Source organism: Paracoccus sp. TOH (assembly GCF_030388245.1).
Classification (GTDB): domain Bacteria; phylum Pseudomonadota; class Alphaproteobacteria; order Rhodobacterales; family Rhodobacteraceae; genus Paracoccus; species Paracoccus simplex.
The window spans coordinates 1,659,018-1,680,719 of record NZ_CP098360.1 but is presented as its reverse complement, the minus strand read 5'-3'; the positions used below and the strand labels follow the sequence as shown (position 1 = coordinate 1,680,719).

Below are 21,702 nucleotides of genomic sequence, written 5' to 3'. Positions count from 1 at the left end.
CTCGCAGCACAACATGGGAGAGGCAGATGGCCCCGCGCAAACTCGCCGCCGGCAACTGGAAGATGAACGGAACCCTGACCTCGCTGGCCGAGATCGACCGGCTGCTGGCCGATCACCCGGCGCCCGGCTGCGACGTGCTGATCTGCCCGCCCGCCACGCTGGTCCAGGCCATGGCGGCCAAGGGCATCGCCACCGGCGGCCAGGATTGCCACGCGAAAGCCTCGGGCGCGCATACCGGCGACATCGCCGCCGCGCAGCTCCGCGACGCGGGTGCCAGCCACGTCATCCTCGGCCATTCCGAGCGCCGCACCGACCATGCCGAGACCGACGCCCAGGTCGCCGCCAAGGCCGTCGCCGCGCATGAGGCGGGCCTGATCGCGGTGATCTGCGTCGGCGAGACCGAAGCGCAGCGCGACGCCGGCGAGACGCTGGACGTGATCTCGGCCCAGCTCGCCGGCTCGGTGCCCGACTGCGCCACGGCGGCGAACACGGTGATCGCCTATGAGCCGGTCTGGGCCATCGGCACCGGCCGCACGCCGACCTCCGGCCAGATCGCCGAGGTGCACGCCCTGATGCGCGACCGCCTGTCGGCGCGCTTCGCCGACGGCGCCGACTTCGCCCTGCTCTATGGCGGCTCGGTCAAGCCGGGCAATGCGGCCGAGATCTTTGCCATCCCGCATGTGAGCGGCGCGCTGGTCGGCGGCGCCAGCCTGAAGGCCGCCGATTTCGGCCCGATCATCGTCGCGCTTTCCGCAGCGTAACGGGCCCGAAAGGAACGCCATTCCATCCGGCCGGCCCGCTTTGGAATGGCATTGCCGTTTTGCGGACCGCCAGCCCCTTGCCAAGCCCGGCCCGGCGGGCATAGGTCTCGCCTGACAGTCAAGGCAGGGGCGATGACAGGGCCGGCAATCTCATTCCAGGGCGTGACGCGCCGCTATCCGCAAAAGGGCGGCAGCGACGTCGTGGCGCTGCACGACATCTGGCTGGACGTGCCGCAGGGCGCGATCACCGGCATCATCGGCCGGTCCGGCGCCGGAAAATCGACATTGCTGCGCATGGTGAACGGGCTGGAACGTCCCAGCGCCGGCAAGGTGATCGTGAACGCGCGCGACGTCGGCGCCGCCTCGGACGCCAGCCTGCGCCGCATCCGGCGCGAGGTCGGGATGATCTTCCAGCATTTCAACCTGCTGGCCAGCCGCACCGTGGCCGAGAACATCGCCCTGCCGCTGGAGATCGCCGGCGAGGACCGCGCCAGGATCGCCCCCCGCGTCGCGGAACTGATCGAGCGGGTCGGCCTGACCGCCCAGGCCGGACGCCATCCGGCCGAGCTTTCGGGCGGGCAGAAGCAGCGCGTCGGCATCGCCCGGGCGCTGGCCACCGGCCCGCGCGTGCTGCTGTCGGACGAGGCGACCTCGGCTCTCGACCCCGACACCACGCGGCAGGTGCTGGACCTGCTGCAGGCCATCAACCGCGACCTCGGGCTGACCATCCTGCTCATCACCCACGAAATGGCGGTGGTGCGCGACATCTGCAGCCATGTCGCGGTGATCGAGGGCGGGCGCATCGTCGAGGACGGCGGAACCTACGAGGTGTTCTCGAAGCCCGTCCATGCCACCACCCGCTCGTTCCTGACCGGCGTGACCGGCGTCGCCGTACCGCAATTCGTCGCCGACCAGATGCACGAGACGCCGCAAGGCCCCGGGGCCGAGGCCGTGGTGCAGATCACCTTCATCGGCAGCCATGCCACCGACCCGATGCTGGCCCGGCTGACCTCGGAACGCGGCGTCAGCGTCAACATCCTCGCCGGCGCCATCGAGGAGATCGGGACCAGGCCCTTCGGCAGCCTGATCGTCGCCCTGCCCGCCCAGCGACTGGAGGAATCGCGCCGCTTCCTGGAAGAACACGGGCTTCTGACCGAGGTGCTTGGCCATGTCGGCTAACCTGATCCCGATCCTGTGGCAGGCGACGCTGCAGACGCTCTACATGGTCGCCATGTCCACCCTGCTCGGCACGCTGATCGGCGGGCCGCTGGGCGTGTTCCTCGCCACCTCGCGCCGGGGCGAACTGCTCTCGGCGCCCTGGCTGAACACCGTCCTCGGGCTGATCGTGAACGCGGCGCGCTCGACCCCGTTCATCATCCTAGTGGTGGCGATCATCCCCTTCACGCGGCTGATCGCCGGCACCTCGATCGGCACCACCGCCGCCATCGTGCCGCTGACCATCGCCAGCGCCCCTTTCATCGCCCGCCTGATCGAGACCGCGATCCGCGAGGTCGATGCCGGCCTGATCGAGGCCGCCCGCGCCATGGGCGCGACGCCGGGCCAGATCGTCAGGAAGGTGCTGATCCCCGAGGCGATGCCCGGCATCATCCTGGGCCTGACGCTGGCCGTGGTCAGCCTGATCGGCTATTCCGCCATGGTCGGCGCCGTCGGCGGCGAAGGGCTGGGCGATCTCGGCATCCGCTACGGCTATCAGCGCTTCATGCCCGAGGTGATGCTGGCCGTCGTGGTGATCCTGATCGTGCTGGTGCAACTGGTGCAATCGGCCGGCGAATGGATCGCCGCCCGTTTCGACAAACGCGCGCCCCGCAACCGGGGCCGATAACCGGAAAGGACATCCTCCCATGCGCTCATTCCGCCTTGCCGCCCTGACCTCGGCGCTCGCCCTCTCTGCGACCCTGACCGCCGGCATGGCCGCGGCCGAGGAAATCAAGGTCGGCGTCTCGCCCGGCGAACATGGCGAGATCATGGAAGAGGTCGCCAAGGTGGCCGAATCCAAGGGCCTGACCATCGACATCGTCGAATTCACCGATTACGTGGTGCCGAACCAGGCACTGGCCGATGGCGACCTGCAGGCCAACAGCTTCCAGCACCAACCCTATCTGGACAACCAGATCAAGGATCGCGGCTTCGACCTGGTCAGCATCGCCAAGACCATCACCACGCCGATGGGCGTCTATTCGGAAAAGCTGAAATCGCTGGACGAGCTGCCCGATGGCGCCAAGGTCGCGATCCCGAACGACCCGACCAATGGCGGCCGCGCCCTGCTGATCCTGCAGGACAAGGGCGTCATCACGCTGGCCGACGGCACTGGCCTCACCCCCTCGGCGCTGGACGTGACCGGCAACCCGAAGAACCTGAAATTCCTCGAACTCGAGGCCGCGCAGCTGCCGCGCGCGCTGGCCGATGCCGACATCGCGGTAATCAACACCAATTACGCGCTGGATGCCGGCCTCAACCCGAACGAGGACGCGATCGCCATGGAAAAGGCCGACAGCCCCTATGCCAACGTCATCGTGGTGCGCAAGGGTGACGAGAACGCGCCCTGGGCCAAGGCGCTGGTCGAGGCCTATCACGACCCGGCGGTGAAGACCTTCATCGAAGAAAAATACCGCGGCGCCGTCATCCCCGCCTGGTGATCTTCACCGTTTCCCCAATACCCCGGGGGAGTCGCGGCACGCGACGGGGGCAGAGCCCCCACCCCCGCGCCACGGAACCAGCGCCCCGCCGATGCAGCGGGGCGTTTCTTCATTCCGGTCTCATGCTGCCGGTGCGGCGCAGCCGGTCGTGCCAGATCAGCGCCTCCTCGATCAGATGCGGCGTATGGCCGCCCCGCGCCAGCGCCCGGTCGTGGTAATCCGCCAGCGCATCGCGCCATTCCGGGGCCACGCAGTTCTGCAGCACCAGCCGCGCCCGCTCGCGCGGCGCCAGCCCGCGCAGATCCGCCAATCCCTGCTCGGTGACCAGGATATCCACGTCATGCTCGGTATGGTCGACATGGCTGACCATCGGCACCACCGAGGAAATCCGCCCGCCCTTGGCCATGGACTTGGTGACGAAAACCGACAGATAGGCGTTGCGCGCGAAATCGCCCGAACCGCCGATGCCGTTCATCATCTGCGTGCCCATGACATGGGTCGAGTTCACATTGCCGTAAAGGTCGAATTCCAGCGCCGTGTTGATGCAGATCAGCCCCAGCCGCCGCACCACCTCGGGATGGTTGGAAATCTCCTGCGGGCGCAGCACCAGCCGCGGTTTGAACTCATGGAACCGCGCCATCACCTCGCGGTATTTCGGCGCCGACAGCGTGATCGACGAGCCCGAGGCAAACACCATCTTGCCGGCATCCATCAGGTCGAAGGTCGAATCCTGCAGGACTTCGGAATACATGGTCAGGTCGTGGAACGGGCTGTCGATGAAACCGTGCAGCACCGCGTTGGCGATGGTGCCGATGCCGGCCTGCAAGGGGTGCAGATGGCTCGGCAACCGGGAATGCGCCACCTCGTGTTTCAGGAACTCGGTCAGGTGCCCGGCGATGGCGCGGGTATCCTCGTCCGGGTCCAGCACGGTCGCGGACGAATCGAGCTTGGTCGAGACCACGATGGCCGCGATGCGCTCGGGCGGCACCGGGATGAAGGGAAAGCCGACCCGGCTTTCCGGCGTCACCACCGGGATCGGCGTGCGGGTCGGGCGATAGGTCGGGATATAGATGTCGTGCAGCCCCTCCAACGCCTCGGGCTGACTCAGGTTGATCTCGACGATGACCTTTTCCGCCAGCAGCGCGAAGCTCGCCGAATTGCCGACCGAGGTGGTGGGGACGATGCCGCCGGTCTCGGTGATCGCCACCGCCTCGACGATGGCGATATCCACCGGCGGCAGCTGTCCGGTGCGCAGCTGCTCGACCGTCTCGGAAAGGTGCTGGTCGATATACATCACCTCGCCGGCATTGATGGCGCGGCGCAGCGCCGGGTCGGACATGAACGGGATGCGGCGCGACAGCACCCGCGCCTCGGCCAGGGTCTTGTCGAGATCGTTGCCGAGCGAGGCGCCGGTCATCAGCGTGACCTTCAGCGGGTGGGGCTTGGCACGCTCGGCCAGCGCCATCGGCACCGCCTTGGCCTCGCCGGCGCGGGTAAAGCCCGACATGCCCAGCACCATGCCGTCACGGATCAGGCAGGCGGCCTCTTCGGCGCTGACCACACGCTCGCGCAGGGCCGTGTGACGGATGCGGTGAAGGTAATCCTCGGTCATGGCAGCCTCCCTGATCTGGGCGGGATGATTAGGGCCTCTGCGCCGCAGTGACAAATCAACCCAGCCATGCACGCAAGGAAAGGCCGGCCCGAAGGCCGGCCCTGGCAAGATCGTTTCGCGAAGCGCTCAGCGGCGCCGGCCCACCGACCAGGCCCCGTCGCCCAGCAGCGCCAGCGCCAGCATGGTCACGGCCCAAAGCACCGGATATTCCCAGCCGCCGCCCGGGTTGCTGAAGGTGAAGCCCGCGCCGCCATGGCCGAACCAGGCCGCGCCCAGCAGCACGGCGGCCAGCGCCAGCGCCACCTGGCGGGTGAAGATGCCGGCGATCAGTGCCAGCCCGCCCAGGATCTCGGCCAGCATGGTCAGCGGGCCCAGGATGCCCGGCAGGCCGATGGACTGGAAATAGCCGGCGGTGCCCGAAGGCGTGAAGACCAGCAGCTTGATCAGGCCGTGGACCAGGAACCAGGTTCCAGTCGAGGCCCGCAGGATGAAGGCGGCGATATCGGCATTGCGCTCGGCCAGGGCCGGGGCGCTTTGGCTAAGGTCGGTCATGATGTGTTTCCTTGCAACTGTTCGCTTGTCCGTTACCCGACAGATAGTGCTTGGAGATTGTCGCGAAAATTGCCATATTCATGGAAATATTGTCGCCGATACGAGGATATAATGGACAGGATCGACGGCATCCGCGCCTTCGTCGCCGTGGTCGATGCCGGCTCGTTCACCCGGGCGGGCGAACGGCTGGGAATCTCGAACAAGCTGGTCAGCAAATATGTCGCGGCGCTGGAGGGGCAGCAGGGCGTCACGCTGCTGAACCGCACCACGCGCGCCCTGTCGCTGACCCCCTCGGGCGAGCGGTATCTGGTCGCGGCGCGCCGCGTGCTGGCGGCGGTCGAGGAACTGGACGCGCAGGCCCATGCCGAGGAGGGGGTGCTGACCGGGCGGCTGCGTATCTCGGCCCCCGTGGCCTTCGGCGAGATGTTCGCCACCACCCTGACCCGCGACTTCACCGCCAGCCATCCGGGGATCGAAATCGACCTGAACCTGACCGACCGCTATGTCGATCTGGCGGCCGAGGGCTTCGACCTGGCGTTGCGCATCGGCCAGTTGACCGATTCCAGCCTGATCGCCCGCCGCATCGGCCAGGCCGAGGCCTGGGCGGTGGCCAGTCCCGCCTATTTGGCCGCACATGCGCGCCCCGCCCGCCCCGAGGATCTGCGCGAGCATGTGAACATCCGCGACAGCAATACGCAGAATCCCGGCCGGGCGATCTTCCTGATCGAGGACAAGCCGGTCAGCATCGCCCTGCCCGGCCGCATCACCGTGAACAGCGCCCAGGCGGTGCGGCAACTGGTGCTGGAGGCCGAGGGCGTGGCGCTGATTCCCAGCTTCGTCGTGGCGCAGGACGTGGCCCAGGGCCGGCTGCAGCGGCTGCTGCCGGATTTCGCCCGGCCGCAACTGGACATCCAGGCGCTTTACCTGCCGCAGCCCTTCATGCCGCCATGGCTCTCGGCCTATCTGGACCACCTGCGGACGCGGCTTACGCCGTTGCTGAAAGCACCGCGCCCGGATTCATGATGCCCAGCGGATCCAGCGTGGCCTTGATCGCCCGCATCGCCCTGAGCCGCGCCGGATCGGCCCAGCGTTCCAGATCGCCGACCTTCAGCCGCCCGATCCCGTGCTCGGCCGAGAAGGAGCCGCCGCGATCCACCACCATCTGATGCACCAGATGCGACAGCGCCTTGCGCCGGTCGTCGTAATCCGCGCGATGGCGGCCCGATGCCGGGAACAGGTTGTAATGCAGGTTGCCGTCGCCCAGATGCCCGAAGCAGTTGATGCGCAGCCCCTCGCCCGCAAGCCGCGCGCCGGCGTCGCGGATGAAGCCGGCGATTTCCGACAATGGCAGGCTGATGTCATGGCTGGCGACGGCGCCGATGCGGCGGTTCGCCTCGGGGATATGCTCGCGCAGGTGCCAGAAACCCGCCGCCTGCGCCCCCGATTGCGCGATCACCCCGTCGGTGACCAGGCCGCGCTCCAGGGCGTCGGTCAGCAACCCCTCCAGCGCCGCCTCGGGGGCCAGCCCCTCGGGCAGGCCGACCTCGATCAGCACCGACCATTCCGCGCCGGGCAAGGGCTGGCGGATCTCGGGCAGCACCTCGGCCAGGAAGGCCAGGCCCTGGCCGCCGATCAGCTCGAAGGCGGTGACGCCGCCGGCCATGCGCCCCTCGGCCAGCGACAGCAGCGTCAGCGCCGCCTCGGGCGAGGGCACCTGCAGCATGGCGGTGCCGATCCCCGGCGGCGGCACCACCAGCTTGAGGCTGGCGGCGGTGACGATGCCCAGCGTGCCCTCGGCCCCGACCAGCAGATCGCGGATGTCGTAGCCGGTATTGTCCTTGCGCAGCCGCTTCAGGTCGTGGACGATCGAGCCGTCGGGCAGCACCGCCTCGATCCCCAGGCACAGCGCCCGCGCCGTGCCATAGCGCAGCGCGGTGACGCCGCCGGCATTGGTCGCAAGGCAACCGCCGATGGCCGCGGTGCCCTGGCTGGCCAGCGACAGCGGGAACAGCCGGCCCGCCGCTTCGGCGGCGTCGCGCACCGCCTGCAGGGTCATGCCGGCCTCGGCCACCAGCACGTTTTCCTCGGGAAAGACGGCCCGCAGCGCGGTCATGCGTTCCAGCGACAGGATCAGCGGCGCCGGCCCATCCGGCATGACCTGCCCCGAGACCAGGCCGGTGCCGCCGCCGCGCGGGACGATGCCGACCCGCGCTTCGGCGCAGGCGCGGACCACGGCGGCGACCTCATCCGTGCCACGCGGCGCGGCGATCAGCCCGGCGCGGCCGAAATAGCGGCCGCGCGGTTCCTCCAGATAGGCGGGCGTCACCTCGCGCAACACGCCAGCGGGCAGGCGCGCGGCCAGCGCGTCATCGGCGGGGTTCAGCATCAGCGCACCTCGGTCTTGCCGCGTCGGTCGTGGCGCAGGTTGGAATAAAGCACATGGTTGCGCCAGCGGCCGTTGATCTGCAGATAGCTTTGCGCCACGCCCTCATACTTGAAGCCCGAACGCTCCAGCACCCCGCGCGAGGGGGTGTTCTCGGGCAGGCAGGCGGCCTCGATCCGGCTCAGGTCCATCTCGGTGAAGGCGTGCTGCACCAGCGCGCCGATGGCCTCGCGCATATAGCCCTGCCGGGCGAAGGGCTGGCCGATCCAGTAGCCGATGGTCGCCGATTGCGCCGGGCCGCGGCGGATGTTGTCCAACGTGATCGCCCCCAGCAGCATGCCGTCGCGCCGGATCAGGAACAGGGGCAGCGCCGTGCCGTTGCGGCTGGCGCGCTGCGCCCAATAGACCCGGTTGGTGAAGCTGCGCTTGGACAGGTGGTCGGTGGCCCAGACCGGCTCCCACGGGGTCAGGAAGGCGCGGCTTTCGACCCGCAACGCCACCCATGGCCCGAAATCCGCATGCGCCGGCAGGCGCAGCACCATCCGCTCGGTTTCCAGACGCGGCGGACGGCGGCGCGAGAACATCAGGCGGCAAGCCTTTCGGCCAGCACCTCGCGCGAGGGGGCGCCCTCGACCGGCCCGTAAAGCGCCAGCGCCGGACGGGCATGGGCGATCAGCTGCTCGGCATGGGCGCGGATGTCGGCCACGGTCACCGCGTCGATGCGCAGGGCCACCTCGGCCGGGTCGGGCACCCGGCCCCAGATCGCCAGCGACCGCGCCATGCGCTCGGCCTGGCCGGTCGGGCTTTCCAGCCCCATCAGCAGCCCGGCCTTGAGCTGCGCCCGGGCGCGGGCCACCTCGGCCTCGCTCATGTCCTCGGCCGAGCGCTTCAGCTCGTCCACGGTCAGCGTCGCCAGATCCGCGATCTGCTCGCCCGAGGTGCCGGCATAGATCGTCACCATGCCGGTATCGTCATGGAAACCCGACTGCGCGAAGATCGAATAGCACAGGCCCTTTTCCTCGCGCAGCTTCTGGAACAGGCGCGAGGACATGCCGCCCCCCAGCGCCGAGGTCCAGATCTGCGCGGCATAGAAATCCGGCGCCTGATAGCCCGGCCCCTCGAAGGCCAGCGCGAAATGCGCCTGCTCCAGCCCCTTGACGCGGCGCGCCTCGGCGCCCTGCCAGCGGGCGGGCTCGCGCGTGGTCAGGGCGCGGGCCGGCAGATGGCCGAAGATCGCCTCGACCTGGCGCAGGATGCGGTCGTGATCGACCGCACCGGCGGCGGCGACGATCATCCGCTCGGGTCCGTAATGCTCACCGATGAAGCCCGACAGGTCGGCACGGTCGAAGCGGCTGACCCGCTCGGCCGGGCCCAGGATGGTGCGGCCCATGGGCTGGTTCGGATAGGCGGCCTCTTGCAGCCAGTCGAAGATCACGTCGTCGGGCGTGTCCAGTGCCTGGCCGATCTCCTGCAGGATGACGCCGCGCTCGACCTCGATCTCGCGCTGGTCGAAGACCGGGTTCATCACGATGTCCGAGATGACGTCCAGCGCCAGCTCGACATCCCCCGCCAGCACCCGCGCGTAATAGGAGGTCACGTCGCGCGAGGTATAGGCGTTGATATAGCCGCCCACATTCTCGATCGACTCGACGATCTCCAGCGCGCTGCGCCGGGCGGTGCCCTTGAAGGCCATGTGTTCCAGGAAATGGGCGATGCCGTTCTGCTCGGCGCGCTCGTCGCGGCAGCCGGCATTGACCCAGATGCCGATGGCGGCGGAATGCAGGCCGGGCATGTCGCGGCTGACGACGCGCAGGCCGTTCGGCAAGGTGCTGATGCGGATCTGGTTCAAGCTGTTCTCCGTTCAAGGATCAGCGATTTAATGGCCTCGGCGTCGTTTGCAATACGGGTGATGCGCTCGTCCCGGTCGAAAAGATCGGCCATATGCGGCGGCAGAGGCGGGCGGATGCCCACGGCGGCCTCGACCGCATCGGGGAATTTCGCCGGATGCGCGGTCGACAGCGAGATCATCGGCACGCCCGGCCGCAGATGCTCGCGCGCCACCTTCACGGCGACGGCGGTATGCGGGCAGATCACCTCGCCCGTCTCCGCGCGGATGGTGGCGATCATCGCGGTGGTTTCCTCCTCGGAAACGCGGCCCGAGACATAGGTTTCACGCAGCGCCTGCAGCGCCCCCTGGCTGATGGCGAAACCGCCGGATTTCAGTTCCTCCATCAGCGCCGCCACGGCATTGCCGTCATGGCCATAGGCCAGCCACAACGCCCGCTCGAAGTTCGAGCTGACCTGGATGTCCATCGAGGGGCTGATCGAGGGCGCGACCGTGCCCACCCGGTATTCGCCGCCGGTCAGCGCCCGGTGCAGGATGTCGTTCTGGTTGGTGGCGACCACCAGCCGGCCGATGGGCAGGCCCATGGCCTTGGCGATGGAACCGGCGAAGACATCGCCGAAATTGCCGGTCGGCACGGTGAAATCCACCGCGCGGCCCGGCGCGCCCAGGCTGACGGCGGCGGTGAAGTAATAGACGATCTGCGCCAGCACCCGCGCCCAGTTGATCGAGTTCACGCCGGCAAGCCCGACCGCGTCGCGGAAACCGTGGTCGTTGAACAGATCCTTGAGCCGCGCCTGGCAATCGTCGAAGGTGCCGTCGACGGCCAGCGCATGGACATTGGCCTCGGAGGGCGTGGACATCTGCCGGCGCTGCACCTCGCTGACCCGGCCATGCGGATACATGATGAACACGTCGACATTGGGCAGGCCCCGGAACGCCTCGATGGCGGCCGAGCCGGTATCGCCCGAGGTGGCGCCCAGGATCGTGACCCGCTGCCCCGAACGCGCCAGCGCCAGCTGGAACAGCTGGCCGATCAGCTGCATGGCGAAGTCCTTGAAGGCCAGCGTCGGGCCGTGGAACAGCTCGAGCAGGTGATGGCCGGGGGCAAGCTGGACCAGCGGGGCGCGGGCGACATGGTCGAAGCCCTGATAGGCGCGGGCGATGGCGCCGCGCAGCTCGGCATCGCTGAAGCATTCGCCGACGAAGGGACTGGCGACGCGGCGCGCGACCTCCTCATAGGGCAGGCCCTCGAAGCGGGCGATCTCCTCGGCCGAGAACATCGGGATCGCCTCGGGCAGATACAGCCCGCCGTCGCGCGCCAAGCCGGCCATCATCGCCTGTTCGAAGTCCAGGACCGGAGCCCGCCCCCGAGTCGAAACGTAACGCATTGCGTCCCCCTAGAATTGCCGCTGCCTGATACGCCAGATCAGCGCCACTGTCATCCCTGCCCAGACCGCCGCGATCATGAACCATTGCACGGCATAGCTCAGGTGGTTGTTCGGGATGCCCTCGACCGCGACCGGGATCGGCTGCACCCCCTGGGCATCGCCGCGCACCTCGGCCGCGACCACCAGGATCGGCTCGGTTCCCAGCGCCTTGGCCATGGCCGGCACGTCGCGGGCGAACCAGACATTCTCGGTCAGGTTGGGCTCGGGCGTGGCGCTGCCCTTTTCGTCGGGCCAGTGCAGGTTGCCCGCCACGTCCAGCCGCGTGGCCGGGCGCGGGTCGCGCTTGTGGTCCTGATCGACGAAACCGCGATCCAGCAGGATCCGGCGCCCGTCATCGGTGACGAAGCCCGAGACGACCTGATAGCCGCCGCCCGACTCGCGCGTGCCGGAGAGCACGTCGATCTCCTCGCCCGTGGTCTGGCCCGAGACCAGCACCGGCTGGTATTTCATCGACGGGTCCACCGCCGCCGGCAGGGGCACCGGTGCGCCCGCGATGCGGCTTTGGATCTGGGCGATCATGCCCTCTTTCCAGTCCAGCCGCTTGAGCTGCCAGAGCCCGAGCGAGATCAGGACGGCGCAGCCCAGCACGCCGACGATCAGCGGAAACAGGTATCGGCGCATGGCGGGCCTCCAAAGCAAACGGCGCGGGAACTGCCGTCCCGCGCCGCGCAAATGTCAGTCGGGATCAGCGGCCCCAGATATAGATCACGACGAAGAGGAACAGCCAGACCACATCGACGAAGTGCCAGTACCAGGCGGCGGCCTCGAAGCCGACATGCTGCTGCTGGGTCATCTGGCCGCGCAGCAGGCGGATCAGGCAGACGAACAGGAAGATCGTGCCGATGATGACATGCGCGCCGTGGAAGCCGGTGGCCATGTAGAAGGCGCCGGCATAGACCGTATCGGCCAGGCCGAAGGCGGCGTGGCTGTATTCATAGGCCTGCAGCCCAGTGAAGCAGATGCCCAGGATCACCGCGACGATCAGGCCGTTGATCGTGGTCTTGCGGTCGCCGTCATGCACGAAGGCGTGGTGGGCCCAGGTCACCGCGACCCCCGAAAGCAGCAGGATCAGCGTGTTGATCAGCGGCAGGTGCCAGGGGTCGAAGGTGACGATGCCTTCCGGCGGCCAGACGCCATCCTTGATCGGGCTGTCCGGCCCCATCGGATACATGGCGTTCTTGATGAAGGCCCAGAACCAGGCGACGAAGAACATCACCTCGGACATGATGAACAGGATGAAGCCGTATTGCAGGCCGATGCGCACCACCGGGGTGTGTTCGCCCGACTCGCCCTCGCGCACCACGTCCGCCCACCAGCCGAACATGACATAGAGCACGCCCACCAGACCGATCAGGAACAGCCAGGGGCCGCCGCCCTTCATCCACATCACGGCGCCGGTCAGCATCACGAAGGCGCCGATCGCACCGAAGAGCGGCCAGATCGATGGCGGCAGAATCTGATAGTCGTGGTTCTTTACATGGGCCATGGCTGCATTTTTCCGGCTGTTGCTGGTTCTTGTTGCTCAGTTTACGGTCGGGTCCGGCGTCGCGTCCAGCGCCGCCTGTTTCGGCGCCGGCGGATCGGTCCGGTGGAAGGTATAGGACAGGGTGATGTCGCGGATGCGACCGGCATCGCGATCGTTCACCAGATCGGCATCGACGAAGAAACTGACCGGCATCTCGATCCGCTCACCCGGGGCAAGCGTCTGCTCGGTAAAGCAGAAGCATTCGATCTTGTTGAAGAAATAGCCGGCCGCGTCGGGCGCGACGTTGTAGCTGGCGGTGCCGGTGATCGGCTCGTCGGTATTGTTGATCGCCTCGTAGAAGGCGATGGCGTTCTCGCCGATGCGCAGTTCCATCTCGCGCTGCAAGGGCCGGAAGGTCCAGCCCAGGTCGCTGTCCACATTGGCATCGAAGCGCACGCGGATCTTTTCGTCCAGCACGGTGTCCGAGGCGGACTCGGCCACGTTGGTGGTGCCGGCAAAGCCGGTCACCCGGCAGAACCAGGAATAGAACGGCACCGCCGCCCAGCTCAGCGCACCCATCAGCACCACGATGCCGGCCAGCATGCCGACGGTACGCCCGTTCGATCTGGTGGGCTTGGCGGTCATCGGCCTGCCTCCTCTGCGCCGCCCTGCACGGCCGCCGGGGTGCCCGGCGCCGCGACAGGCGCGGGATTGCGCGCCGGCGGGTTCGGATCCGCAGGCAGCATGGACGGGCGCGGGCGGTGGTCATAGCCCTGCATCATGTCGCCCTGGGTGATCTTGACCACCGAAAGCCCGAAGACCAGCGCCACGAACCCCAGCAGCACGACCAGAAGGCCGATGTTGCGGCTGCGCCGGCGCTTGTGCAATTCATGCTCGACCTGAGGCAGCATCACCATCCCCCCACCCAATGCTGGATCAGCAGCGCCAGGAAATGCAGGAAGGTGTAATAGAGCGACAGGCGGAAATAGCGCTTCTCGACCTTGTAGCCATCGGCCTGGGCCTGCTCCTCGCTGCGGCGCAGGATACGCCAGCCGCCGGCAATGAACATCACGTTCAACACCACCGAGACCGCCATGTAAAGCGGGCCGCCGACCGAGGTGAGGCCCAGCCAGATCGCGAAGGGCGCCAGCACCAGCGTATAGGCGAAGATGTGGCGGCGCGTCACCTTGCGGCCGTGGGTCACGGTCAGCATCGGCACGCCGGCCTTGGAGTAATCATCCTTCATGAACAGCGCCAGCGCCCAGAAATGCGGCGGCGTCCAGAAGAAGATCAGTGCGAACATCAGCAGCGATTCCAGGCTGATGCCGCCGGTGGCGCAGGCCCAGCCGATCATCGGCGGGAAAGCCCCGGCCGCGCCGCCGATGACGATGTTCTGCGGCGTCGAGCGCTTCAGCCAGATCGTGTAGACCACGGCATAGAAGAAGATGGTGAAGGCCAGGAACCCGGCCGCGAACCAGTTCGCCGCCAGCCCCAGCATCATCACCGACAGGCCGGACAGCGCGATGCCGACCGCCAGCGCCTCGTCCGAGGTGACGCGGCCCGAAGGCACGGGCCGGCCGGCGGTGCGCTTCATCACCGCGTCGATATCGGCGTCATACCACATGTTGAGGGCGCCCGACGCCCCGCCCCCCAACGCGATGAACAGCACCGCGCAGAAGGCGACGAAAGGGTTGACCGGCTGCGGCGCGATCCACAGCCCGACAAAGGCCGTGAACACCACCAGGGACATGACGCGCGGCTTCAGCAGCGCGACATAGTCGCCGAAGCCCGCCTCTGCGGGCCCCTCATATGCGTTGATCTCGGCCACGGCCCGACCTTATTCCGCCAAGGCCAGCTGGACGGGCTTGGCCGGCAGGTAATCCGAGGCATCGGCAGCGAATTCTTCCTTCGCACCGGCCAGCCAGGCATCGTATTTTTCCTGGCTGACGGCTTTGACGACGATGGGCATATAGGCGTGGTTGATGCCGCAAAGTTCCGAGCACTGGCCGAAATACACGCCTTCCTGATCGACCGAGAACCACAGTTGCGCGATGCGGCCCGGCACGGCGTCCTGCTTCACGGCAAAGGCCGGGACGGTCCAGCTGTGGATCACGTCGGTGGCGGTGACCTGCACCAGCACCTTCTTGCCGACCGGCACCACGACCGGGTTGTCGGCGGCGAGCAGGTATTCGTCCTCGGAGTAACCGGCATCCGCCAGCGCGTCCTTTTCCAGCATCAGCGCATCGAAGGCGACGCCGTCATTGGGATATTCATAGGACCAGTACCACTGATGGCCGATGGCCTTGATCACCAGGTCCGGGTCGTTCGGCATTTCCTGGCTGCGGAACAGGATCGGCAGCGAGAAGGCGCCGATGGCCACCAGGATCAGCACCGGCACCAGGGTCCAGATCACCTCGATCGGGGTGTTGTGGGTGAAGCGGGCCGGCACCGGATTCGCTCGGCGGTTGTAGCGGACGATGCAGATCAGCAGCAGAAGGCAGACGAAGATCGTCACGGCCGTGATGATGTAGAGCACGAAATGATCCAGCCATTGCTGATCATGCGCCAGCGGGCTCGAGGCCGGCTGGAAACCCATCCCACCATTATGCGGCTTACCGATCACCGGCAGCTCGCCCAGCACGTCCTGCGCCATGGCCGGAATGGCCGCCATCGCTGCAAGTCCAAGGCCAGTTACCGCCGCCAGTCCGCGGCGCATCGTCGCAATTGCCATCATCCCATCCCGTTGCCTATCATGCCGCCGGCAGGCCATGACTCCTCGGACCGCCGGCAATCGGTCCTGCACCAGAACCATATCTTACCCCGCCGGGCAAGCCTATAGGTATCGACTTGCTACCAAAAAACCCCTAGGCGAGGCATCCAGCAAGGATGGGCCCCATGACAGACGCTGCGTTTTCCCCCTTTGAAACCCATCTCGATCAGGGCCGCGCGCTGCGCATCCTGCAATCGGCGCTTGGCGGTGCGGATGATGGCGAGCTGTTCCTGGAACGCTCGCGCTCCGAGGCGCTGGTCTTCGACGACGGCCGGCTGCGCACCGCCAGCTACGATGCCGAGCAGGGCTTCGGCCTGCGCGCCGTGCGGGGCGACGTGACCGGCTATGCCCATTCGACCGAGATCGACGAGGCGTCGCTGAACAAGGCCGCCGAGACGGTGCGGCTGGCGGTCGGCGATGGCGGCGGCACGCTGGCCCTGCCCCCCGGGGGCGAGATCCGGCGGCTCTACGCGCCCGTGGACCCGGCCGAATCCGTGCCCTTCGCCGCCCGCGTCGCCTTGCTGCGCGAGATCGACGCCTTCGCGCGCGGGCTCGACCCGCGGGTGGTGCAGGTCTCTGCCAGCATCGCCACCTCGGTGCAGGAGGTGGCGATCCTGCGCCCCGAGGGCGGGCTTGCCACCGACATCCGGCCGATGGCGCGGCTGAACGTCTCGGTGATCGTGGAATCCAACGCCCGCCGCGAATCGGGCACCGCCGGCGGCGGCGGCCGCATCGCGCTCGACGGGCTGGTCGCGGCCGAACACTGGCAAGGCCTGGTGCGCGAGGCGCTGCGCATCGCGCTGGTCAACCTGCGCTCGGTCCCCGCCCCCGCCGGGGTGATGGACGTGGTGCTGGGCCCCGGCTGGCCCGGCATCCTGCTGCACGAGGCCGTGGGCCACGGGCTGGAAGGCGATTTCAACCGCAAGGGCCATTCCGCCTTTGCCGGCCTGATGGGCCAGCGCGTCGCCGCTCCGGGCGTGACCGTGGTCGATGACGGCACCATCCCGGACCGGCGCGGCTCGATCTCGGTCGATGACGAGGGCACGGCGCCCGGCCGCAACGTGCTGATCGAGGACGGGATCCTGACCGGCTACATGCAGGACCGCCAGAACGCCCGGCTGATGGGGGTCGAAGCGACCGGCAACGGCCGGCGGCAAAGCTATGCCCATGCGCCGATGCCGCGCATGACCAACACCTTCATGCTGGCCGGCGCCGAGGATCCCGCCTCGATCCTCGCCGGGCTCGAGGACGGGATCTATGCCGTGGGTTTCGGCGGCGGCCAGGTGGACATCACCAACGGCAAGTTCGTGTTTTCCTGCACCGAGGCCTACCGGGTCAGGAACGGCCAGGTCGGCGATCCGATCCGCGGCGCCACGCTGATCGGCGACGGCGCCACGGCGCTGCAGCAGATCCGCGCCATCGGCAACGATCTGTCGCTGGATCCGGGAATCGGCAATTGCGGCAAGCAGGGGCAATGGGTCCCGGTCGGAGTCGGCCTGCCCACGCTGCGCATCGGCGGGCTGACCATCGGCGGTTCCGCGGCATGATTTCATGTTATATCAATATAGTGCAGGAATCTTTTCGCGGCTAACCCATTCTTAACCATTGCCATGCCATGACTCGGCCTGCGGATGAGGCAAAGGCACGGGATCATGGCAGGACCGCTTTCTTTCGACCCCCACCACACCCCACTCACCCCGAAGGGGGACGGGCTTGCCGCCCTGCGCCTCATCCGCTCTCGCAAGGTCGGGCCGGCGACCTTCCATAGGCTGCTGGCCGAACATGGCAGCGCCGAGGCAGCGCTGGACGCCTTGCCGGAAATCGCCCGTGCCGCAGGGATCGCGGGTTACGCCCCCTGCCCCGCCGCACTGGCCGAGGCCGAGCTTGCGGCCGGTCATCGGGCCGGCGCCCGGCTGCTCGGCTGGAACGACCCCGACTATCCGGCGCTGCTGCGCATGGTGGCCGAAGCGCCGCCGGTGCTCTGGGTGCGCGGCAGGCTTGCGGTTCTGGACAGGCTGCCGGTGGCGGTCATCGGGGCGCGCAATGCCTCGTCGCTGGGGCTGCGCATGGCGCGCGGCATGGCCTCGGGGCTGGCGCAGGAAGGTGCCGCCGTCATCGCCGGTCTGGCCCGCGGCATCGACACCATCGCGCATGAAGCGGCGCTGAGCACCGGCACCATCGCGGTCATGGCCGGCGGCATCGACATGATCTATCCCAGCGAAAATGCAGCCCTTGCGGAATCGATCTGCGAGACCGGGCTGCTGGTCACCGAACAGCCCCCGGGAACCGAACCGGTCGCCCGGCATTTCCCGGCCCGCAACCGCATCATCTCGGGCCTGTCGCGGGCCGTGGTGGTGGTCGAGGCCGCGCATCGCTCGGGCAGCCTGATCACCGCGCGCTGCGCGCTCGACCAGGGGCGCGAGGTCATGGCGGTACCCGGCCATCCGATGGATGCGCGGGCGGGCGGCTGCAACGCGCTGATCCGCGACGGCGCGCTTCTGGTGCGCAATTCCGCCGATGTGCTCGCCGCCTTGCAGGCGAACGCCACCGCAGTCGAAGCCGCACGCCCGGCGACGGAACCCGTCCCCGAACGCAAGGCTCGGGTCATGCAGCCTGCCGCCGTGGCCAGCCGTCTGGCGGCGTTGGGGCATCGTCCGGCCTCCCCCCCCGCCACGCTGCCCTCGCAAGGCGGGCCGGTGGCGCTCGAGGCGCGGATCCTCGCCCGCTTGGGTCCGAGCCCGACCGAGGAAAACCTGCTGATCCGCGACCTGGGGGTTCCCGCCGCCGTCATCGCCCCGGCCCTGCTGGCGCTGGAGCTGGCGGGACGCGTGCAACGCCTGGCTGGCGGGAAACTGGCGCTGCTCGGCGCCTGAACCGGCCGCGTGGCGGATATCGGCCTGATCCGGCCATCACGGTCCGGTCACGCGGTTGTTGGGGAACCCCGGCCTTCGGCTTCGGGTTTGGCCGCAACAACGCGACCATCGGAAGAGGACCGTCATGCGCCGCATTTACAACACAACAACCGCGATCGTGGCCTGTCTGTCGCTGATCGCCCCGCAGCTTGCGGTGGCGCAAGAACAGCAGGGCGAGAGCGGCGGCGAACAGCAGATCCTGCCCCGCCCCAAGCAGGATGCCGAGGCACCCGTCCGGCAGGGCGGGAAACCGGAGCCCAAGGCGGCCGAGCAGCTGGAACGCCCGGCCGAACAGCCGCAGCGCCGGCAAGGCCAGGCCCAGGAGCAATCCCAGCCGGAGCAGGCCCAGCCGGAGCAGGCCCAGCCAGAGCAGGCCCAGCCGGAGCAGGCTCAGCCGGAACGGGCCCAGCAGGACCAGGTTCAGGAAACCGCTCCGCAAGCGCAGCCCGAACAGCCTGCAGGCACCGCCGCGCCGGGCGCGGGCGAAGACCAGCCGCGTCGGCGGCAGGCCGCACCCGAACCGCAGCCCGAGCCGAAGCCCGAGGCCCAAGCCCGGCAGCAGGAACAGGCCCAGCCCGAGCCGGCACAACCTGAACAGGCCGAGCCCGAGATCGCGCCCGCGGCCGAGCCGCAAGCCGGCGATCAGCCTGGCGGCGAGACGCCCCGCCGAGCCCAGCAGCAAGGCGAGGCGCCCGTGCCCAAACCCGAGGTGACCCAGGCGCAGGAACCGCAAGCCAAACCTCCGGTCGTCCAGGCCGAAACGCCGAAGGACGAGCCCCGGGACGCCGCCGAAGCGGGCGCGCGCCGGGACAAGGCCCAAGATAAAGCCCAGGACGACGCGCGGGGTGGCGCGCAGGGCGAGGCACAGAAGCAGCCCGAACCCAAGCCCGATACGCCCGCGGCGGCAACGGAATCGGAACCTGCGCCGGACCAGAAGCCGCGCCAGGACGATCCCGCGGTGCAGGCCCGGCAGCCCGCAGGAGAAAGCGGCGCGAATCCGGATGCGGAAGAACTGAAGAAGGCGCTGGAAGCCAAGACCGGCGGCGACGCCCGGCCGGAACCCGGCCAGCCGCAGCCGGGCGAGGATCGCGACGCGACGCAGGCCCAGACCCGCGACCGGGCGCCCGACCCGCAGAAGCCGCCGCAGCGCGCGGACGGCGCGGACGGCAAGGCGCCCGATGCCGAGGAACTCGGCCGTCGCCTGCAGGAACGTCAGCAGCAAGAGCAGGGCGGCCAGCAGGACCAAACCCAGCAGGCCCAGCAACCGCCGGTGGCCCAGCCGGGTGAGCCGCAGCCCGGCGAGCGCGAGGAGGTCCAGGCCCCCGAAGCCCGGGTCAAGCCCAACGAGGTCGCCAAACGCGCCGCCGAGCAGCAGTCCCCCGCCGATGCCGCCGCCCTCGCCGCCCAGGCCAACGGGGACGAGGCCGAAGGGCAGGTGGACGAGGTGCAGATCACCCAGGAAAACGCCCGCCGCTCGGACGAGGATTTCGAGACCGCGATCATGCAGGGATTGCAGCAGCGCAGCCAGCAGGATGAGCAGCAGCAGGCGCGCGACGACGACGATGACGACAACCTGAAGGACATCGGCAAGCTGCTGCTCGCCGGCGCGGCCGGGTTCGCCGTGGGCAAGATGCTGTCCAACGACCGGCAGGTAGCGCTGAATACCGGCGACCGGGTGGTCGTGACCCTTCCCGATGGCAGCCAGCAGGTGATCAGGGACGACAATGCCCTGCTCTACCGCCCCGGCTCGAACGTGCGCACCGAGAACTTCGAGGACGGCTCGACCCGCACCACGGTCCTGCGCGAGGATGGCAGCCGCGTGGTCACCATCCGCGACGCCAACATGAACATCCTGCGCCGCACGCTGGTGCGCGCCGATGGCACCGAGATGCGGCTGCTCGACAATACCGAGGTGCAGCCGGTCGAGATCTCGACCCTGCCCGCCCCGCCGCCGGTGGTGCTGAACCGCGGCCCGCTGGACGAGGCCGCGCTGCGCGAGGCGCTGCGCCGCGAGGCGGCCGTGGACCGGCGCTTTACCCTGGGGCAGATCCGCAACATCCCCGAGGTCCGGGCCCTGGTCGCGCCGGTGAACGTGCCCGAGATCACCTTCGACACCGGCTCATCGGCGATCACCCCGGACCAGGCGCAGCAGCTTGCCACGCTGGGCAAGGTGATTCGCGACAGCATCGACCAGAACCCGCGCGAGATCTACATGATCGAGGGTTACACCGACGCGGTCGGCTCGGACGCGGCGAACCTGGCGCTGTCGGACCGCCGGGCGGAATCGGTGGCGCTGGCGCTGACCGAATATTTCGACGTGCCGCCCGAGAACATGGTGGTGCAGGGCTATGGCGAGCAGTTCCTGCTGGTGCCGAGCGAGGGCGCCGAGCGCGAGAATCGCCGCGTCGCGGTGCGCCGGATCACCGACCTGCTGGAACAGGCACAGAACTGAGGAAAAAGCGTAGCCGCGGCCCCAAGGCGCCGCGGCTGCCCGATGTTTCGGCGGCGGGCGTGGGAAATCCCGCACCCGCCTTGGTTTGCAAAACCGCGCGCCTGCCGCCATCGCCCGCGCGGTCAGGGCCGCCGCGGGGCGGTCGACGGAAGCTCAACCCAGCGAATAGCCGGTGCCGCGCACGGTGCGAACCGGGTTGTCGCCGCCATGCGTCATCAGCGCCTTGCGCAACCGGCCGACATGCACGTCGATGGTGCGGGTGTCGACATAGATGTCGCGGCCCCAGACCCGGTCCAGAAGCTGCTCGCGCGTCCAGACCCGGCCGGGCTTCTCCATCAGCGTCGAAAGCAGCCGGAACTCGGTCGGGCCCAGGTGCAGCGGCTGGCCGGCACGGAAGACCCGGTGCTCGGCCGCGTCCAGGATGATGTCGCCGAAGCTCAGCCGCTCGCCCATCGAGGCCGGGCGGGTGCGGCGCAACTGGGTGCGCAGCCGCGCCATCAGCTCGACCACGGAATAGGGCTTGACCACGTAATCGTCGGCGCCGGTTTCCAGCCCGCGCACCCGGTCCACTTCTTCCGAGCGGGCCGAAAGCATGATGATCGGGATCTGCCGGGTCGAAGGGTCGGCCTTGACCCGCCGGCAGATCTCGATGCCCGAGACATTGGGCAGCATCCAGTCGAGAACGATCAGGTCGGGCTGCTCCTCGGCCACCAGCAACATGGCCTCGTCGCCGTTCTCGGCCATGACCACCTGGAAGCCTTCGGATTCGAGGTTGTATTTCAGAACCTCGCGCTGCGCGCCCTCATCCTCGACCACCAGAACACAGGGTTGCGACTGCGCCATG

The 21,702-nt window shown here is 68.6% G+C and carries 21 protein-coding genes; 8 read left to right on the top strand and 13 right to left on the bottom strand.

The annotated features are described in order from the left end of the window. Positions 1 to 26: 26 nt before the first annotated feature. From tpiA to NBE95_RS08390, 4 genes are all read left to right on the top strand, one after another. Positions 27 to 761 (top strand): triose-phosphate isomerase, encoded by a 735-nt coding sequence (gene tpiA / locus NBE95_RS08405; protein ID WP_289893451.1) that lies wholly within the window; start codon positions 27 to 29, stop codon positions 759 to 761. Between the two features lie 132 nt (positions 762 to 893). Beyond that, positions 894 to 1,940 (top strand): ATP-binding cassette domain-containing protein, encoded by a 1,047-nt coding sequence (locus NBE95_RS08400; RefSeq protein ID WP_289893450.1) that lies wholly within the window; start codon positions 894 to 896, stop codon positions 1,938 to 1,940. Then, positions 1,930 to 2,604, top strand: a complete 675-nt coding sequence (locus tag NBE95_RS08395; protein WP_289893449.1) for a methionine ABC transporter permease — start codon at positions 1,930 to 1,932, stop codon at positions 2,602 to 2,604. Before NBE95_RS08400 ends, NBE95_RS08395 begins: the two co-directional genes overlap by 11 nt. Before the next feature lie 19 nt (positions 2,605 to 2,623). After that, on the top strand, positions 2,624 to 3,418 hold the full coding sequence (locus tag NBE95_RS08390; protein WP_289893448.1) for a MetQ/NlpA family ABC transporter substrate-binding protein: 795 nt from the start codon (positions 2,624 to 2,626) through the stop codon (positions 3,416 to 3,418). Between the two features lie 109 nt (positions 3,419 to 3,527). On the opposite strand, the gene NBE95_RS08385 is transcribed toward NBE95_RS08390, so the two are convergent. Then, entirely contained in the window at positions 3,528 to 5,030 is a 1,503-nt protein-coding gene (locus NBE95_RS08385; protein ID WP_289893447.1) for an acetyl-CoA hydrolase/transferase family protein, read from the bottom strand. 126 nt (positions 5,031 to 5,156) lie between these two features. Next, complete coding sequence (locus NBE95_RS08380; protein ID WP_289893446.1) at positions 5,157 to 5,582, bottom strand: DoxX family protein; 426 nt, start codon at positions 5,580 to 5,582, stop codon at positions 5,157 to 5,159. 111 nt (positions 5,583 to 5,693) lie between these two features. Between NBE95_RS08380 and NBE95_RS08375 the strand changes: the two genes are divergently transcribed. Beyond that, complete coding sequence (locus NBE95_RS08375) at positions 5,694 to 6,605, top strand: LysR family transcriptional regulator (protein ID WP_289893445.1); 912 nt, start codon at positions 5,694 to 5,696, stop codon at positions 6,603 to 6,605. On the opposite strand, the gene NBE95_RS08370 is transcribed toward NBE95_RS08375, so the two are convergent. From NBE95_RS08370 to coxB, 10 genes are all read right to left on the bottom strand, one after another. Next, positions 6,568 to 7,968 (bottom strand): FAD-binding oxidoreductase, encoded by a 1,401-nt coding sequence (locus NBE95_RS08370; RefSeq protein ID WP_289893444.1) that lies wholly within the window; start codon positions 7,966 to 7,968, stop codon positions 6,568 to 6,570. The genes NBE95_RS08375 and NBE95_RS08370 overlap by 38 nt on opposite strands. Continuing rightward, positions 7,968 to 8,549: a GNAT family protein gene (locus NBE95_RS08365; protein WP_289893443.1), complete on the bottom strand. Its 582-nt coding sequence runs from the start codon at positions 8,547 to 8,549 to the stop codon at positions 7,968 to 7,970. Before NBE95_RS08365 ends, NBE95_RS08370 begins: the two co-directional genes overlap by 1 nt. Continuing rightward, positions 8,549 to 9,757, bottom strand: a complete 1,209-nt coding sequence (locus NBE95_RS08360) for a pitrilysin family protein (protein WP_289894861.1) — start codon at positions 9,755 to 9,757, stop codon at positions 8,549 to 8,551. The genes NBE95_RS08365 and NBE95_RS08360 overlap by 1 nt, the downstream gene beginning before the upstream one ends. A gap of 53 nt (positions 9,758 to 9,810) precedes the next feature. Next, positions 9,811 to 11,199: a threonine synthase gene (thrC, locus tag NBE95_RS08355; RefSeq protein ID WP_289893442.1), complete on the bottom strand. Its 1,389-nt coding sequence runs from the start codon at positions 11,197 to 11,199 to the stop codon at positions 9,811 to 9,813. Between the two features lie 9 nt (positions 11,200 to 11,208). After that, positions 11,209 to 11,880 (bottom strand): SURF1 family protein, encoded by a 672-nt coding sequence (locus tag NBE95_RS08350; protein ID WP_289893441.1) that lies wholly within the window; start codon positions 11,878 to 11,880, stop codon positions 11,209 to 11,211. A gap of 64 nt (positions 11,881 to 11,944) precedes the next feature. Further along, entirely contained in the window at positions 11,945 to 12,745 is an 801-nt protein-coding gene (locus NBE95_RS08345; RefSeq protein WP_289893440.1) for a cytochrome c oxidase subunit 3, read from the bottom strand. A 36-nt stretch (positions 12,746 to 12,781) separates the two neighbouring features. Further along, the gene (locus NBE95_RS08340; protein ID WP_289893439.1) at positions 12,782 to 13,369 is read right to left on the bottom strand and encodes a cytochrome c oxidase assembly protein; all 588 of its coding nucleotides are present in this window, start codon (positions 13,367 to 13,369) and stop codon (positions 12,782 to 12,784) included. Further along, positions 13,366 to 13,641 carry a hypothetical protein gene (locus NBE95_RS08335; RefSeq protein ID WP_289893438.1) on the bottom strand — a complete coding sequence of 92 codons (276 nt, stop codon included), beginning with the start codon at positions 13,639 to 13,641 and terminating at the stop codon, positions 13,366 to 13,368. The genes NBE95_RS08340 and NBE95_RS08335 overlap by 4 nt, the downstream gene beginning before the upstream one ends. Continuing rightward, a complete protein-coding gene (gene cyoE, locus NBE95_RS08330) occupies positions 13,635 to 14,552 on the bottom strand; it encodes a heme o synthase (RefSeq protein ID WP_289893437.1) in 918 nt (305 codons plus the stop codon). The genes NBE95_RS08335 and cyoE overlap by 7 nt, the downstream gene beginning before the upstream one ends. A gap of 9 nt (positions 14,553 to 14,561) precedes the next feature. Further along, positions 14,562 to 15,458 carry a cytochrome c oxidase subunit II gene (coxB, locus tag NBE95_RS08325; protein WP_019352801.1) on the bottom strand — a complete coding sequence of 299 codons (897 nt, stop codon included), beginning with the start codon at positions 15,456 to 15,458 and terminating at the stop codon, positions 14,562 to 14,564. Between the two features lie 161 nt (positions 15,459 to 15,619). On the opposite strand from coxB, the gene tldD reads away from it, so the two are divergent. The 3 genes from tldD to NBE95_RS08310 all read left to right on the top strand — a co-directional run bounded on the left by tldD (position 15,620) and on the right by NBE95_RS08310 (position 20,858). After that, entirely contained in the window at positions 15,620 to 17,041 is a 1,422-nt protein-coding gene (gene tldD, locus NBE95_RS08320) for a metalloprotease TldD (RefSeq protein WP_289893436.1), read from the top strand. Positions 17,042 to 17,146: 105 nt separating this feature from the next. Beyond that, positions 17,147 to 18,367, top strand: a complete 1,221-nt coding sequence (gene dprA / locus NBE95_RS08315) for a DNA-processing protein DprA (protein ID WP_289893435.1) — start codon at positions 17,147 to 17,149, stop codon at positions 18,365 to 18,367. A gap of 124 nt (positions 18,368 to 18,491) precedes the next feature. Further along, positions 18,492 to 20,858, top strand: a complete 2,367-nt coding sequence (locus NBE95_RS08310; RefSeq protein WP_289893434.1) for an OmpA family protein — start codon at positions 18,492 to 18,494, stop codon at positions 20,856 to 20,858. A 153-nt stretch (positions 20,859 to 21,011) separates the two neighbouring features. On the opposite strand, the gene phoB is transcribed toward NBE95_RS08310, so the two are convergent. Further along, complete coding sequence (gene phoB, locus NBE95_RS08305; protein WP_019352173.1) at positions 21,012 to 21,701, bottom strand: phosphate regulon transcriptional regulator PhoB; 690 nt, start codon at positions 21,699 to 21,701, stop codon at positions 21,012 to 21,014. Position 21,702 lies beyond the last annotated feature (1 nt).